A 15,958-nucleotide genomic window follows, 5' to 3' on the forward strand; every position below is an offset into this window, starting at 1 on the left:
AAACTCTTAAATAATTTTTTATTATATTTGACATGGATATTGTTTGTTTTGCGACTTCAAGATACTGAATTTCAGTGTCTTGAGCAATATCTAATTAATATTTTTTACTTCAAATAATTACACCCAACGGGTTAAAAACTAATTACACCCAACGGGTTAAATTAAGAGAATATCAGCATTGTTTTAATCGTAATAGCTTAACAATGTTTTGTTTATGGGTTTTGCATGAAAATTAAGATAATATTTGTTGGTGTGAGCCATGGGGAGCGATAGGAATTCCGGATTTAGTTGTTATCTTTGTGCCCAAAATTATTTCCTTTTTTGACTCTCTATTTTGTGAGTTGGAATGGCGAAGCCTTGTTTTTCAGTTAGCAGAATACAAAGTTCAGAAGGGGTTTGGATTAATTGTTTATTAAGTCAGAAAAGGTTAATTGTTTAATCGAATAATGTTTTGGCTACAAAATAGTTTAAAATATCATAAAAGTATTATTATCATGAACTTAGACTCAAAAATTTACATAGCAGGGCACAACGGCATGGTAGGTAGTGCCATCTGGAGAGCCTTGACAGCCAAAGGGTATACCAATCTTATAGGCGTTTCCAGTGCCGAACTGGATTTGCGACATCAACAGGCGGTTAAGGATTTTATTTCTACTGAAAACCCGGAAGTAATTATTGATGCGGCAGCAAGAGTGGGTGGAATTTTGGCCAACTCGAATTATCCCTATCAATTTATCATGGAAAACCTGCAAATCCAGAATAATCTAATAGATTCTGCTTTACAAGCGGGTGTTGCGAAGTTTATTTTCCTGGGCAGTTCTTGCATCTATCCCAAATTAGCTCCGCAACCTTTAAAAGAAGACTATTTGCTTACCGGCGAGTTGGAACCAACAAATGAATGGTATGCCATTGCAAAAATCACGGGAGTAAAAGCCTGCCAGGCTATTCGGAAACAATTCAATAAAGATTACGTCAGCCTGATGCCAACGAATTTATATGGTATACATGATAATTTTGATCTTAACAGCTCGCATGTCTTGCCGGCTGTGATGCGAAAATTTCATGAGGCTAAGGAAAATAACAATGCTCCAGTCACGCTTTGGGGTAGCGGAACTCCTATGCGGGAATTCCTGTTTGTAGATGATATGGCGCAAGCCGTGGTCTTTGCACTTGAAAATACGTTGCCGGATTACTTGTATAACATAGGGACGGGAGAAGATTTAACTATCAAAGAACTGGCCGAAACCATTCAGAAAATTACAGGACATCAGGGCGAAATCATTTGGGATGCCACTAAACCCGACGGTACACCCAGAAAACTAATGGACATTTCTAAAATGCATGCTTTGGGCTGGAAACATCAGGTAACTCTTGAAGAAGGGATTCAAAAAACCTATGACTGGTTTTTGGATAATATACATCGCTTTAAGGAAGTGAAAATGTAGTTTTTAAGGTTAACGGTTTAATCGATTAGAAAAAGTTTAACTGTTTAGGAAGAGGTTAACTGTTTAGGAAAAGTTTAACTGTTTAAAAAGGGTTAATCGGTTAAGAAAAGTTTAATCGTTTAATTGTTTAGGAAAAGTTTAATGGTATATTCAAAATGTAAAATGTTAAAATCGATTAACCATTTAGCCACTTAACGGATTAACCAAAAAAACTTTACCTATGAAATACAATATTTATTCTTTCGAAAAATTAGAAGTTTATCAGCTCTAGCCAGAAAGTTTAAAATTGATATAAAGTTGATGAGTCAGTCATTTCCAAAAGAAGAGCGATTTGATTTAATTAGTCAAATCAATAGGGCATCAGCCAGTATCTCTGCTAATTTGGCAGAGGGTTCGGGAAGATTTTCTAATTTTGATCAGGCACATTTTACAAATATGTCCTATTCAACAGGGCTGGAAACAATAGATCATTTGAATACCGCATTGGATATGAAGTATATTACTGAAGAAAAATATACCGAACTTAGAATAAAATTAGATGCTATTCTTAATAAACTCAATTCACTTTATAAATATCAAATCAATAATAAGGAGACATTGAAGAAAAAAGTTTAAAAAGGGTTAATCGGTTAGGAAAGGTTAACTGTTTAAATGGTTAAAAGGTTAACTGATAAGTAAGAGGTTAACTGTTTAATTGTTTAGGAAAAGGGTTAACTGGTTAGGAAAGGTTAACTGTTTAAATGGTTAAAAGGTTAATCGTTTAGGAAAAGTATAAAAAAATAAAAACAATTAGTTAATCGAGAGGCAAAACAATTAAGCAAATAATCGATTAACCGTTTAAGCTAAAAAATATGAGCACACCACAAAAAGTAGCACTAGTAACAGGAATTACTGGTCAAGACGGATCTTATTTGGCAGAGTTATTATTAGAAAAAGGATATATGGTTCATGGTGTTAAGCGCCGCGCTTCTTCTTTTAATACGCAACGTATCGATCATATCTATCAAGACCAGCATGAAGCCCATGTTGATTTTAAATTGCATTATGGAGATTTGACTGACTCTACGAATATCATACGAATCATTCAGGAAGTACAGCCAGATGAAATTTATAATTTAGGAGCGATGTCCCATGTTAAGGTTTCTTTTGATTCACCTGAATATGTTGCAAATGTGGATGGGATAGGAACTTTAAGAATCCTTGAAGCAGTTCGAATATTAGGTTTGGCAAAGAAAACCAGAGTGTATCAGGCTTCCACTTCTGAACTGTACGGCGGTTTAGCAGAGAATAAAAATGCACAAGGATTTTATGACGAAAACTCGGCGTTTTATCCGCGTTCTCCGTATGGAGCGGCTAAGATTTATGGTTTTTGGATTACTAAAAACTACCGTGAGGCTTATGATATGTTTGCCTGTAATGGTATTCTTTTCAATCATGAATCTCCAAGACGTGGTGAAACGTTCGTAACGCGTAAAATCACCATGGCAGTAGCGGCTATCGCTAATGGAAAACAAGATTGTTTGTACTTAGGTAACCTGAATTCTCAAAGAGACTGGGGGCATGCTAAGGATTATGTAGAGGCCATGTGGCGTATTTTACAGCAAGATATCCCTGAAGACTATATAATTGCAACGGGTGTTACCACTTATATTAGAGATTTTGTTCGTATGGCCTTTGCTGAGGTTGGTGTGGAACTCGCATTTGAAGGGGAGCAAGAATGTGAAATCGCGAAAGTGGCTGCGTGCAACAATCCTTTATACCAGTTAGAAATTGGTACCGTGGTTGTGCGTGTAGATCCTGAGTATTATCGTCCAACAGAAGTTGATTTGTTAATTGGGGACCCTACCAAATCTAAAACACAATTGGGCTGGAAACCACAATATGATTTGGCTGCTTTGGTTAAAGAGATGGTGGCGAGTGATTTGAAATTGTATTAGTTAAAGAGTTGTATCTGAAAGATGGTGGTTATACGACTCTGAATTATTTTGAGTAGTTATCTGTTATCTGTTATCTGTTTTGGGTTAATTGTTTATCCCCTAACCCCATATAAAGGTAAAAAGGAAGTATAGTTGGTTTAGAAAGAGTTATTTGGTCTTTTTAGGATTTGAATCCGTAAAAGTAACAACTTTTCGGGATTTGAATCCGTAAAAGTTGTATATTTGTTCTTTATTGTCTCTGTTATGATTGAAAGAATACTTGAAAAAACACTTAAAAGTAAGCTCCATACTGGGAAAGCCATAGTTTTGCTGGGTGCTCGACAAGTTGGAAAAACTACTTTATTGAAAATGCTTTTTGGTACTTCTAGCGATGTATTATGGATGAATGGAGATGAAATAGATGTACAAGCCCTATTTGCAACCGTTTCCGCTACGCGATTAAAAGCAATTTTTGGAAATAAGAAAATAATTATTATTGATGAGGCACAACGCATCCAAGATATAGGATTGCGAATGAAACTCATCACCGACCAAATTCCAGAAGTTCAATTAGTTGTTACTGGGAGTTCTTCCTTTGAATTGGCTAATAAACTCAACGAACCCTTAACAGGACGTAAGTGGGAGTACAAAATGTATCCGTTGTCTTTTGGAGAAATGGTCGCTCATCATGGGTTATTGGAAGAAAAGAGACTCTTGGCTCACCGAATGGTTTATGGGTATTACCCCGATGTGGTAAATACTGTAGGCGTTGAAAAAGAAATATTAAAACAGTTGTCCAATAGTTATTTATATAAAGATGTACTGTTGCTGGAACAAATCAAAAAGCCAGAAGGACTTATTAAATTATTGCAGGGCTTGGCCTATCAAGTTGGTTCCCAAGTTTCGTATAATGAATTGTCTCAGCTTACTAGTCTTGATGCTAAAACCGTAGAAAAATATATTGAAGTATTAGAGCAGACTTATATTATATTCCGATTAGGTTCCTTTAGTAGAAACCTTCGGTCGGAACTCAAAAAAAGCAGAAAAATTTATTTTTACGACAATGGAATTAGAAATGCTTTGATTGCTAATTTTAATCAAGTAGAAAATCGGACAGATGTAGGGGCTTTATGGGAAAATTTCATGGTTTCTGAACGAGTGAAATACGCTCAGTATTCTCAGAAATGGGCTAATTCTTGGTATTGGCGTACTAAAGAACAAAAAGAAATTGATTATATCGAAGAACAAGATGGCGTTTTGACTGCTTATGAATTCAAATGGAATCCTGATGCTAAACATAAAATGCCTAAGTTGTTTCTAGAAACCTATGCCGGAAGTGAATTTAAAGTTATTCATAGAGATAATTTTGAGGATTTTTTGATGTAGGAGTGTGTTAATCGTTTACCCCTTAATGGGGAATAGGAAGGGGTTAATTGGTTAGTAAAAGGTTAACTGTTTGCCCCCTAACCCCCTAAAGGGGGGATAAGGAAAAAGGATATTGTTAAACCTAATCATAATGGTATATTGAAAACCAATTAAACGATGATCCGGCTGCAATTCCCCTCTTGAAACCCTTTAGGTTCAACGCATCCAAAAAAATAGACTTGAGTTATAGAGCTTGTCCCGTTTTTTAGACCTACCGAAGTTGATTTGCTAATTGGTGATCCAAGTAAGTCTAAAAAATTAGGCTGGAAACCGCAATATGATTTAGCGGCATTGGTTAAAGATATGATGCAAAGCGATTTAAAATTAATGAAGAAAGAACAATATTTGAAAGACGGTGGGTATACGACTTTGAATTATTTTGAATAAATTGTAACAAATAGTACCTCAATTTTCCGATTAACACAGCTAAACTTTATAAATAAAACACTTAATGCCCAATACCACAAATAATAAACGCATAGCTAAAAACACATTTATTCTCTACATAAGAATGTTTTTTACAATGGGGGTAAGTCTTTATACTTCGAGAGTGGTATTAAATACTTTAGGAATCGTAGATTATGGGGTTTATAGTATTGTTGGGGGGATTGTAACTTTATTTAGCTTCTTTAATGGCGCCATGACTTCGGCAACCCAGCGTTTTTTAGCGTTTGATATAGGGAAAAATGATTTAGTAAAATTAAAAAAAACCTTTAATGCCACACTTAATATTCACATGGCCATAGCTATTTTGGTTTTGGTGTTAGCAGAGACATTAGGGTTGTGGTTTGTAAATCATAAATTGAATTTACCTTTAGATAGGATGGTAGCAGTTAATTGGGTGTATCAGTTCTCTGTTTTTACTTTTCTTTTGGGAATCATACAAGTTCCTTATGACGCCTTGATTGTCGCCAGAGAAAAGATGGATATTTATGCCTATATGGCCATTGTGGAGGTGTTTTTGAAATTGATAATTGTGTATCTTTTAGTTGTGTTTTCTTATGATAAATTAATACTCTATGCTGGTTTGTTATTTTTAGTATCCTTTATTGTTAGAACCGCACATAAACAGTATTGCAAATGGCAATATGAAGAAAGTAAATACGAATTCTATTTTGATAAATCATTTTATAAAGAATTATTGTCCTATTCAGGATGGAGCTTATTTGGCAATATAGCGGCAGTAGCAAGAGGACAAGGGTCTAATATTTTATTAAATCTTTTTTTTGGAACTGTTTTAAATGCTGCTTATGGAATAAGCCTGCAGGTACAAACAACAGTGCAGGGCTTTGTGCTTAATTTTCAGATGGCGGTAAATCCTCAAATTATTAAACAGTATGCAGCAGGGAATAAAGAACAATGTTTAAAGCTAATCTTTCAGAGTGCTAAATTCTCTTATTTCTTAATGTTTATTATTACCTGCCCCATCCTTTTTAATATCGATTTTATTTTAGAATTATGGTTGAAAAAACCACCTAAATATACTTCTGTTTTTGTAATGTTAAGCCTAGTTAGTATGTTAATAGAATGTATTTCAGGGCCACTAATGATTGGAGCCCAAGCTACAGGAAATATAAAATGGTATCAAATTGTTATTGGGACTTTAATTTTTCTAAACCTTCCTATTTCATATATATTATTAAAAATATATAAAAGCCCGGAGTTAATTTATTATTCAAGTATAATAATTTCATTACTTAGTTTGGTTTTTAGATTGTTTTTCTTAAAGAATATTATGAAATTTCCAGTAAAATTTTTTTTCTATAGCGTACTATTGAGAATAGTTTTCGTTTCAGTTTTTGTGATTCTACTACATCACTTTTTCTTTCAATTGATAATAATAAGAAATAGTATGGTGTATTTTTTTGTAAATATTTCGGTAATATTCTTTTCTACCATAGTGATAATATATACGATAGGTATTAATTCTGAAGAAAAAAAATCAATTAAAATGTTAATTTTAAACAAGATAAAAAAATGATTAAGAATATACTTAAAAGAATAATAAGTTTAATGATTGGAGAAAAGAAGGTATCAAAACTTGGAGACTTAAAATTTTTAGCCTTAAATTATTTTCAGGATTTAAAACTATTTTATATTCATTCAAATGCTTTTAGAATAGACTCTTTTAAAAAAATCGAAGCAATAATAATATTAGATTATCACTCAATAGAAAAAGGTCTTTTATTTAATAATTTGAAACCTGGTTTTGCGGAATATAAAATAAAAAATTTACATCAAAACTTAAATAAAGATGTTGTTAAATCTAATATCACCTCATCTCAAATAAATGTAGCCTTTCAAATAATGTGTCAATATTATGAATTACATCAAAAAATAAATTTTGATATTTCAAATTTTTTTACGCTAGAGCAGTATGGTTTTTATAAAGATTCCCTTAAGGAATCATATTCTTCTATTTTCGCAGGTGCCGTTGAGTATCAACAAGACGATTTCTACAAAGATAACCAGCAAAATTTCGAAATATTTTCACAATCTAGAAAAAGCATTAGAAACTTTACTGGAGAAAAAATTGATATTTCAATAATTATAAAAGCTGTTAAATTATCTTTAAATACTCCTTCGGTATGTAACCGTCAAAGCTCTAAAGTTTATTTATTAGAGAACAAACAGTTAGTTGATCAAGTATTAACTATTCAAGGTGGTATGTCAGGGTTTACAAAAAATATTAATCAACTACTGATTTTGACCACCAATAGAAGTTCTTTTTATAATGTCGGAGAAAGAAATCAAATGTTTATCGATGGTGGTCTATTTTTGATGAACTTATTATATTCCTTACATTTTTATAAAATTGCTAATTGTCCTGCAAATTGGGGCAAAACAATAAATGAAGAAAAAATGTTGGAGCAATATTTTAAAATTGCAGAATCTGAGAAAATTATTTGTATAATTCCAATTGGAGTAGCTGAAGATAATTTTAGAGTCGCTTTGTCGCGCCGAAGAGAAGTTAATGAAATTTTTGAAATAATAAAATAATGAAAAAAATAGGGATTTTAACATTATCACTGCATACAAATTACGTAAGCATATTATGAATTACATCAAAAAAATAATTTTTATTCTTTCATCCTCAATTCTAATAATAACTCTTCTTTATTGTTTTTCGGCAAATGGAGTTAATTTTAATGGAAGTGGTGTAAATCTAAATAAAAGAATAAATTTTAAAAAATCCAATACTTTAATTTCATCTAAGTTAGGATTATCTAACCAAATTTGTTCTGGTATTAATATTCATTTTGTGACAGGGCATGAAAAAGACTTAGATATGATTGCTGCTGCCGGATTTAATTTCATTCGTATGGATTTAGTCTGGCAATCTACCGAGCTCGTAAAAGGAAATTACTCTTGGGAAGCTTATGATGAATTGATTTCAAATCTTGAAAAACGGGGATTGCGTGCCATTTTTATTTTAGATTATTCAAATACACTTTATGAACCTTTGCTTATATATAAAGATACAATTAGTGGAAAGGAGAAAAGGGGAATGATTCCGCCTAAACACATGGAGAGCATCAATGGATTTGCAAATTGGGCAGCAGCAGCGGCTCAACATTTCAAAAATAAAAATATAATTTGGGAAATCTGGAATGAACCCAATATAATTTCATTTTGGTTACCACAACCTAATGTAGTTAATTACTCTGATTTGGCTTACGCTACTTCTAAAGCTATTAAAAATGTTGAACCTAACGCAATAGTTATTGCACCTGGACTTGCAGGAACGACCTCGCCATTTCTGGAAACATTCTTGGCTACAGGTATAATGGGATATATTGATGCTGTTAGCGTTCATCCTTACAGAGATTCTAGTCCCGAAACTGTTGACGCAGAATACAGTAAAATAAGAGATTTAATAAATCGTAATTCAGTATCCAAAAAAAATATAGCTATAATTTCTGGTGAGTGGGGTTATTCAACATATGACAAGGGTATTTCTTTGAACTATCAAGCAGCTTATATTGTCCGAATGCAAATACATAATTTGATTTCAGGCATTCCCCTCTCAATCTGGTATGATTGGAAAAATGATGGGACTAATTTTGCAGAAAGAGAACATAACTTTGGAATAGTAATGTCAGATTTGAATTTAAAACCAGCATACACCGCCATTAAGACAATGAACCAACAATTAAAAGGTTTTAGTGTTGTAAGCAGGATAGATTCTATGAACAATAAAGATTATATCTTACTTTTTAGAAATCGTCAAGGTAAATGCAAGATAGTAGCGTGGACATCAGAGAGTGCCCATTCCGTTGTGATAGATAATAAAATATCAAAAAAGGATGCTTTAACTGCAATTAATGGCATGGGCGGTATCTTAAAATTAAAAATGGAAAATAAAAAGTTAGTTTTGGATTTAAATGAATTACCGCAATACATTAATATTCCAGTTAGGGTTCTGAAAGAATGAATTAAATCATAGTAATAATTTTAGCTGAATTACAAGAATTTTTTTGAATCAATGAATTGAGGAAATAATTTTAAAATTAACATTTACTAAGTATACAAAACAAATAGAATACAAGAACGAAACTACAAAATAAAAAACTAATATAGTACATTATGAGCAAGAAACTAAACGTATATTACTGGAAATTAAAGACCAACCATGGAAACTTTGGAGATGAATTAAATCATTACATTATTTCGCATTTATCAGGCTGTAAAATTAATCAAATTATTATACCTCTTTCGGGTTTCAATTATATCGTTACTTCATTAAGATCAATTTATCATCGTGAGATTCCAATAAAGAAAATTCCATTGATTATCAAACAATTTTTTATAAATGATTTTATTGTTGGTATTGGTAGTATTATAAGAATTCCTGACAGCCATCGTTGTAAAGTTTGGGGTTCGGGTATAATTAGTAAAAATGAAGTAATACATCCCGCTATCTTTTGTGCTGTTCGAGGTAAATATACTCAAAATAGATTGCGAGAATTAAATCTATCTGTTCCGGAAGCAATAGGCGATCCCGCTCTTTTATTGCCCTTAATATATAAATCTAAGGTGTCAAAGAAATTTAAACTAGGAGTTATACCACACTTTTTGCATTTTGAAGATTTTAAAAAAATGTTTAAAGATGATGATGTAATTGTAATAGATCTTACAGAACCTATTGAAATAGTAATTGATCAAATTAACTCATGTGAATATACAATTGCAACATCTCTTCACGGTCTAATCGTATCACATATTTATAATATTAAGTCAATATGGTATGAGTATTGTGAAATGCCACTTTCAGATGATGATGTTAAATTTCTAGATTATTTTTCCTCTGTTAATATTCCAGAATACAAACCATTTAATATTGCATTATTAAAAGATATGAAAACAATCGACATTGTGAATTTAATTATAAATAGTGAGGATATAAATAAAATTAATATTGATATTAGAATTTTGCAAAAACAATTAATAGATATAGCACCATTTCCTATAAAGTATGAATATATTCTAAATTAAAATATTATTATGTTGAGATATAATTTTATTATAAGTTTATGAATTTAAATTAAATTAGGTAAATGATATAATTAATATATAGATTTTATTTATGATGCTGATATTAGTATACGACTCATTCGTATAAGCCTGTAGTTATAGTTAATCTCATTAGGATAGCACCTCTTCTACTGTAATAAAAAGCGTTAAAAATCAAGATTATGTAAAAATTGGCTCAAATTCCATGGTTAACAAAGATATTCCTGCTGCTACATTGGCTGTGGGTATACCTGCGAGAGTTGTAAAGCAAAACATTCATTGGACACGTGAAACCCTTTTTTAATGAGACACCAATAAAATATGCTAATGCCTAAAGTTTCAATAATAGTACCAATTTATAATGCAGAGAAGCACCTTAGACGTTGCATAGATAGTATTTTATCTCAAAAATATGAGGATTTTGAATTGATTCTTGTCAATGACGGTAGCAAGGATTCTTCAGGGTTTATTTGCGAAGAATATGGACTTAGAGACAAGCGTATAAAAGTTATTCTAAAGGAGAATGGCGGTGCATCTTCAGCAAGAAATGTTGGCTTGAATACAGCAATTGGTGAATATACAGCATTCTCAGATTCAGACGATTGGATGGAGGAAGAATGGCTTTCTGCCATGATGGAGAATATCGGTAACACCGATTTGGTAATAGCTGGATATGTTAATCACGAAGGTGATGAGGTTGTCAATAAACCCCTGCCATTGGTTACTTATTCTGAAGGTGAAATTGGGGATGCCTGTTTCACTTTGCTAAACTCTTTCCAGATGGGATTTCTTTGGTCTATGCTTTTCCGTTCTTCCATTATTAAATCCAACCACATTATAATGGATGAGAATATGACTTTTCAAGAGGATCTTGATTTTATTCTCCGATTTTTAACTTATTCCAACTCGTTTAAAACTATTGATAGTTGCCAATATCATTATTATTACACAAATAAAGTTTCCTATCGATTTACAGTTTATGGAGTGGTGAAGATAATGAATTCATTAAAAATCATTCTAGATGAGTCGGGTTACAATCACTGGCGTGACATTTACGGTGACTCAGTCCTACTTATACCTTTGCAGAACAATACTAATATTTCTATGAAAGAAATAAAAAGCTATATCGCTCAATATGGAACTTATCACTATAGCGCAACAGCCTCTGTATTTTTAAAGATTGAGACTCTATTACCAACATTTCTGGCTGTTTTTTTTGCTAGAATTGCTAAATTTATGCTGCGAAAAATGAATAAAATTAATTATTAAGATTTCACAATTTGACACCTTATATTTTATTATTAGTTTTAACAACGTTGTTCGCTTACTTTGCGGATTTACTATTTAAAAAACATCACTCGCAGAGCATTGTTTTTATTATAGGTATAGTTGTTGTTTATACAGTTATTGCGGGCTTACGTGATTTTGGAATTGGTATTGATACAAATGTTTACATTGAAGATTATTTTGACACAGCTAAATCATTAGTTAGTATAAAAGACTTCCTTACAATAGAGTCAATGGACAAAGGATTCTTGTTTATTTGTTGGATATCATCTCTTATAAGCAGCGATAAGCAAGTAGTACTTGTTGTGGTGGAATTCTGGATAATAGCTTTCACAATGCACGGAGTCTATATGCTGAAGAAAAATCACGGTGTAAAATTATGGATTTTTGTATTTTTGTATTTTTTCATGTTTTTTGGTTACTCCATAAATTTAATGCGTCAGTTCTGTGCAATGTCATTACTCTTTTGGGGGTTTGCTTGGCTCAGAAAAGGCAATTGGAAGGTTTATGCTTTAACACAAGTGGTAGCATATTATTTTCATAGTTCATCAGTTGTTTTCTTAATTGTACCTATTGTATATTTTCTATCATCTATAAAAAATGTACGTTTTAGAAATTATATAACTATAGCAAGTTTAATTGTTTTCATTTTTATAATGTCTTCTTTTATTTATTTCCTTACTTTGTTCGGTGATTTCAAAATAGTTTCTGACGTATATACAGATAGGTACGGTCAAAATTCTGATTTTAACACTACAGCAGGTTCCAGTAATATACTGTTATTGAGTTATATGTTTGAATTTTTTTTACTTTACATTGCATCAATAAATAAGAGAATGCCAGTTTCTTATAAATATATATTAGTTACCCTTTATTGTATCAATTTTTTGCTTATTCAACTTCATTTTATTACTGCTTACCTAGATCGTCTTTCCTATTACATTGGCTTAGTTTACATGACTTATCTTGTATACGTTTTAGAGGATAAGCGTATAAATCCGTTATTAAGAGTTACTGTTGTATGCTTTACTATATTTTTTTCCTATCGAATTTTTATAGAGAATGGAGGAGCAGAAATTTATCCATATACATCAAAAATTTTGGGAATTTAATAAAGAAATAGTAATAACATGTGCATGTTTAAAAAACTACTTTTTACTTTTATTTACTTATGTTCAACAGTACTTTGTCAATTAAAAATATTCAATAGATAAATTAATATGGAAGTATCGATTATTATAGTAAATTACAACACACTAGCACTTACGCAATCTTGTATTAATAGTGTATTTGAATATACATTAGATGTTTCTTTCGAGATTATTGTAATAGATAATAATTCACATGATGGAAGTCAGGCGATTTTGGCTCTAGATAATCGTATAACATTTATAGAATCAGACCTAAACCTTGGTTTTGGTAAGGCAAATAATTTAGGGATTAACGTGTCTAAAGGGAATTATGTATTTTTCCTTAATTCTGATACATATCTTTTAAATGATGCAATTTCGAAGTTGTGGAAATTTTGTGAAGAACGAAAAAATGAATTTATTGGGGCTGTTGGTTGTTTACTTATTGGGGATGATGGTCAACGCTGTCATTCTTATGCAAAGCTCCCATCAGCTTTTGACATTTTAAAGTCCTATGCTATAGCCCCATTTGCATCAAATAAAGCAAAACAAATTTTAGGTATTGATAATTCTAAAAACGAATCTGAATTAAGTTTTGAAGTTGGTTATGTTACAGGTGCTGATTTATTTTTACATAAATCAGTACTAGATAATTGCGGACAATTCGATTCAGATTTTTTTATGTATTCTGAGGAAGTTGAGTTGCAATGGCGTTTTAAATCAGCGGGTTATAAAAATGTTATAATTAACGGCCCTCAAATTGTGCATCTGGAAGGAGCAAGCATGAAAGTATCAGAAAAGATTTCAATGAATAAGATTATTATGATACAAAAGAGTTTGTTTCTCCTAATAACTAAGACTTCTTCATTGTTAACATATTATATTTTTCGATACCTTTTTGCTGTAATTAGAATTCCATTCTTGATATTGTCAAATTATTCATTTAAAGATAAAACAAAATATTTGTCACTACTATTTTCTTAAACAGTTGTAAAAATGAAATTAATTATCGAGTGCAGAAGCTTACTAAAAACGCCAACAGGAATTGGATTATTTACTAAAGATTTAATAAATGCCTTATCTCAAACTAGTCCTGACTGGGATATTTATTTATTGACACCAACTAATTTTCATTTATCCATTGAAATAAATAAATCGAGCAACATACACATTATAAATTCTCCTATAAGTTGGTGGAGATTTGCTCCAAGAATTATTTGGTATTTATTAAAGGTACCTATACTTACACGAAAGATCAAGCCAGACTTTTTCTTATCTCCCATGTCTTATTTTCCATTCGGTTTACCAAGAAGTGTAAAAACAGTCAATGTAATACATGATGTTGTTAATATTGAGTTTAAGGAAACAATGACTATTGCCAATAGAATTTATAACCAATTATTATTTAACAAATCAGTAAACAATTCTAATTATATTTGGTGTAATTCTAATTACACTAAAGAAAGAATTTCACATTATTTCCCAACTAGAAAATGTAAAAACATATTTGTTGGACTTTCAATTGACACAGCTTTTCAAAAAATAGAAATTCCTACAGATAGAAAATTATTGGTATATAAAAATTTTGAAATTGTTGATCCTTTCATTTTATTTGTAGGTTCGCTGGAACCTCGAAAAAATTTAGAGTTCCTTTTAAAATTGACACCAATACTTTATAAAAAACATAAAATAAAAACAATAATTATAGGGGCAAAAGGTTGGAAAAATTCATCAATATACAAAATTATTAGTGATCCATCTTATCCCAAAGAAGCAACACATTTTGGGGGATATGTTACTGATTTTGAATTAGTTGATTTATATAATCTTGCATCGTGTTATGTGTCTACTTCCCTAAATGAGGGGTTCGGTATGCCTCAGTTAGAAGCATTATTTTGTGGCTGCCCTGTTGTTACAGCGAATAATTCTGGCATGACTGAAGTGGTATCAGGAAGAGGAACTTTAGTTGATGGTTGGGATGAAGAAGAATGGATCAAACAAATTGTAGAGACAGTTAGAAAAGGTAGAAACATGGAAACGAACTTCGATTTAACAGAATATGATTGGGTAAATATTACAAATAGATTTAGACAATATTTAAATTTAAAATAATATTCCAATAAAAATTTTATGTTAGAATACTTTCAAAAACACACACAATACTGACATAAATTTTTAAACTATGAAAATCTATATAAACGCTCGTTTTTTAACTCAGCCCATATCTGGAGTTCAACGTTTTGCTATTGAAATTTCTAAAGAACTAAAAAAAAGTAATTTATCTTTAGTTTTTTTAGCTCCCAAAAACATTATACACCATGAATTGGCTGAGGAATTAGGCGTAACTGTTCTTGGAAATTTAAAAGGACACCTTTGGGAACAAATAGAATTACAAACCTATGTTTTAAAAAATAATGCTTTATTAATTTCATTTTGCAATACAGCTCCTTTATTTATTAAAAATCAAATTGTGACTATTCATGATTTATGTTTTAGAGTTCACCCAGAGTGGTTTTCAAAAAGTTTCGCATTCTTTTATAATTTTTTAATACCACAATTGGTAAGAGTATCAAAAGGAATTATAACAGTCAGTAATGTTTCAAAACAAGAACTGATTAAAGAACTCAATGTTCCTGAAGACAAGATTACTGTTATTTATAATGCAGTAGCATCTGTTTTTGAGATAGTTAATAGTTTTAAATTATCTAAGAGTGAATCCCCAATTCCTTTTGACTACATTTTATCTGTTTCCTCCCATCACCCCAGGAAAAATTTTGAAAGACTCGTAAAAGCCTTCAAACTAATTAAGCAGGATAATCTTAAATTGTGTATAATAGGGAATATGAATAAAAATTTTAATTCAACTGAATTAGAAATTGAAGATAATGTTATTTACTTACAAAACATTAGTGATTGCGAATTGATTGAATATTATAAACATTCAAAATTATTTGTTTTTGCAAGTATTTATGAAGGTTTTGGAATACCAATAATTGAAGCACTTAAGGTCGGAGTACCTATTTGTATTTCTGATATTCCTGTTTTTCATGAAATTTGTCAAGAAAGTGCATTATACTTTGATCCATATAATATCAATGATATTAAAGATAAAATTATTGAATCGTTAAGTGATTCTTCTCGGTCAAATGATATTGATTTTAAAAGGTTTTCTTGGAAAGATGGAGCTTCAAAAATTTTAAAATTGATAAATGAAAATTTTTAAAATTGCCAATTAAAATAA

13 protein-coding genes and 1 pseudogene are annotated in these 15,958 nt (G+C 31.1%); all 14 read left to right on the forward strand.

The window, feature by feature from the left end; translation table 11 throughout:
- The first annotated feature begins 494 nt into the window (after window positions 1-494).
- Window positions 495-1,445: a GDP-L-fucose synthase family protein gene (locus IR213_RS06185; RefSeq protein WP_194311438.1), complete on the forward strand. Its 951-nt coding sequence runs from the start codon at window positions 495-497 to the stop codon at window positions 1,443-1,445.
- Between the two features lie 249 nt (window positions 1,446-1,694).
- Window positions 1,695-2,060 carry a four helix bundle protein gene (locus IR213_RS06190; protein WP_317173126.1) on the forward strand — a complete coding sequence of 122 codons (366 nt, stop codon included), beginning with the start codon at window positions 1,695-1,697 and terminating at the stop codon, window positions 2,058-2,060.
- A 236-nt stretch (window positions 2,061-2,296) separates the two neighbouring features.
- Window positions 2,297-3,382 (forward strand): GDP-mannose 4,6-dehydratase, encoded by a 1,086-nt coding sequence (gene gmd, locus IR213_RS06195; RefSeq protein ID WP_194311440.1) that lies wholly within the window; start codon window positions 2,297-2,299, stop codon window positions 3,380-3,382.
- Window positions 3,383-3,625: 243 nt separating this feature from the next.
- The gene (locus IR213_RS06200; RefSeq protein ID WP_194311441.1) at window positions 3,626-4,747 is read left to right on the forward strand and encodes an ATP-binding protein; all 1,122 of its coding nucleotides are present in this window, start codon (window positions 3,626-3,628) and stop codon (window positions 4,745-4,747) included.
- Window positions 4,748-4,987: 240 nt separating this feature from the next.
- A pseudogene (locus IR213_RS06205) lies at window positions 4,988-5,173 on the forward strand (GDP-mannose 4,6-dehydratase); the annotation flags it as partial.
- A 124-nt stretch (window positions 5,174-5,297) separates the two neighbouring features.
- The gene (locus IR213_RS06210) at window positions 5,298-6,767 is read left to right on the forward strand and encodes a lipopolysaccharide biosynthesis protein (protein WP_228479104.1); all 1,470 of its coding nucleotides are present in this window, start codon (window positions 5,298-5,300) and stop codon (window positions 6,765-6,767) included.
- Window positions 6,764-7,786 carry a nitroreductase family protein gene (locus IR213_RS06215; protein WP_228479105.1) on the forward strand — a complete coding sequence of 341 codons (1,023 nt, stop codon included), beginning with the start codon at window positions 6,764-6,766 and terminating at the stop codon, window positions 7,784-7,786. The genes IR213_RS06210 and IR213_RS06215 overlap by 4 nt, the downstream gene beginning before the upstream one ends.
- Window positions 7,787-7,841: 55 nt before the next feature.
- Window positions 7,842-9,221 (forward strand): cellulase family glycosylhydrolase, encoded by a 1,380-nt coding sequence (locus tag IR213_RS06220; RefSeq protein WP_194311443.1) that lies wholly within the window; start codon window positions 7,842-7,844, stop codon window positions 9,219-9,221.
- Window positions 9,222-9,373: 152 nt separating this feature from the next.
- Complete coding sequence (locus tag IR213_RS06225) at window positions 9,374-10,282, forward strand: polysaccharide pyruvyl transferase family protein (protein ID WP_194311444.1); 909 nt, start codon at window positions 9,374-9,376, stop codon at window positions 10,280-10,282.
- A 345-nt stretch (window positions 10,283-10,627) separates the two neighbouring features.
- Entirely contained in the window at window positions 10,628-11,569 is a 942-nt protein-coding gene (locus tag IR213_RS06235) for a glycosyltransferase family 2 protein (RefSeq protein WP_228479106.1), read from the forward strand.
- An 11-nt stretch (window positions 11,570-11,580) separates the two neighbouring features.
- Window positions 11,581-12,699, forward strand: coding sequence for an EpsG family protein (locus IR213_RS06240; RefSeq protein WP_194311446.1), 1,119 nt, complete (start codon window positions 11,581-11,583; stop codon window positions 12,697-12,699).
- Window positions 12,700-12,807: 108 nt separating this feature from the next.
- Complete coding sequence (locus IR213_RS06245) at window positions 12,808-13,701, forward strand: glycosyltransferase family 2 protein (protein WP_194311447.1); 894 nt, start codon at window positions 12,808-12,810, stop codon at window positions 13,699-13,701.
- A 12-nt stretch (window positions 13,702-13,713) separates the two neighbouring features.
- Window positions 13,714-14,829: a glycosyltransferase family 4 protein gene (locus IR213_RS06250; RefSeq protein WP_194311448.1), complete on the forward strand. Its 1,116-nt coding sequence runs from the start codon at window positions 13,714-13,716 to the stop codon at window positions 14,827-14,829.
- 70 nt (window positions 14,830-14,899) lie between these two features.
- Complete coding sequence (locus tag IR213_RS06255) at window positions 14,900-15,940, forward strand: glycosyltransferase family 4 protein (RefSeq protein WP_194311449.1); 1,041 nt, start codon at window positions 14,900-14,902, stop codon at window positions 15,938-15,940.
- Window positions 15,941-15,958: the final 18 nt, after the last annotated feature.

Origin of the sequence: Flavobacterium soyangense, from assembly GCF_015277675.1 — a bacterium.
Classification (GTDB): Bacteria; Bacteroidota; Bacteroidia; order Flavobacteriales; family Flavobacteriaceae; genus Flavobacterium; species Flavobacterium soyangense.

Bases quoted from the DNA above. Each gene is read 5' to 3' on its own strand.
- IR213_RS06225 (WP_194311444.1), top strand. From the start codon at position 9,374: ATGAGCAAGAAACTAAACGTATATTACTGGAAATTAAAGACCAACCAT.
- IR213_RS06185 (WP_194311438.1), top strand. From the start codon at position 495: ATGAACTTAGACTCAAAAATTTACATAGCAGGGCACAACGGCATGGTA.
- gmd (WP_194311440.1), top strand. From the start codon at position 2,297: ATGAGCACACCACAAAAAGTAGCACTAGTAACAGGAATTACTGGTCAA.
- IR213_RS06215 (WP_228479105.1), top strand. From the start codon at position 6,764: ATGATTAAGAATATACTTAAAAGAATAATAAGTTTAATGATTGGAGAA.
- IR213_RS06200 (WP_194311441.1), top strand. From the start codon at position 3,626: ATGATTGAAAGAATACTTGAAAAAACACTTAAAAGTAAGCTCCATACT.
- IR213_RS06255 (WP_194311449.1), top strand. From the start codon at position 14,900: ATGAAAATCTATATAAACGCTCGTTTTTTAACTCAGCCCATATCTGGA.
- IR213_RS06235 (WP_228479106.1), top strand. From the start codon at position 10,628: ATGCCTAAAGTTTCAATAATAGTACCAATTTATAATGCAGAGAAGCAC.
- IR213_RS06250 (WP_194311448.1), top strand. From the start codon at position 13,714: ATGAAATTAATTATCGAGTGCAGAAGCTTACTAAAAACGCCAACAGGA.
- IR213_RS06245 (WP_194311447.1), top strand. From the start codon at position 12,808: ATGGAAGTATCGATTATTATAGTAAATTACAACACACTAGCACTTACG.
- IR213_RS06220 (WP_194311443.1), top strand. From the start codon at position 7,842: ATGAATTACATCAAAAAAATAATTTTTATTCTTTCATCCTCAATTCTA.
- IR213_RS06210 (WP_228479104.1), top strand. From the start codon at position 5,298: ATGTTTTTTACAATGGGGGTAAGTCTTTATACTTCGAGAGTGGTATTA.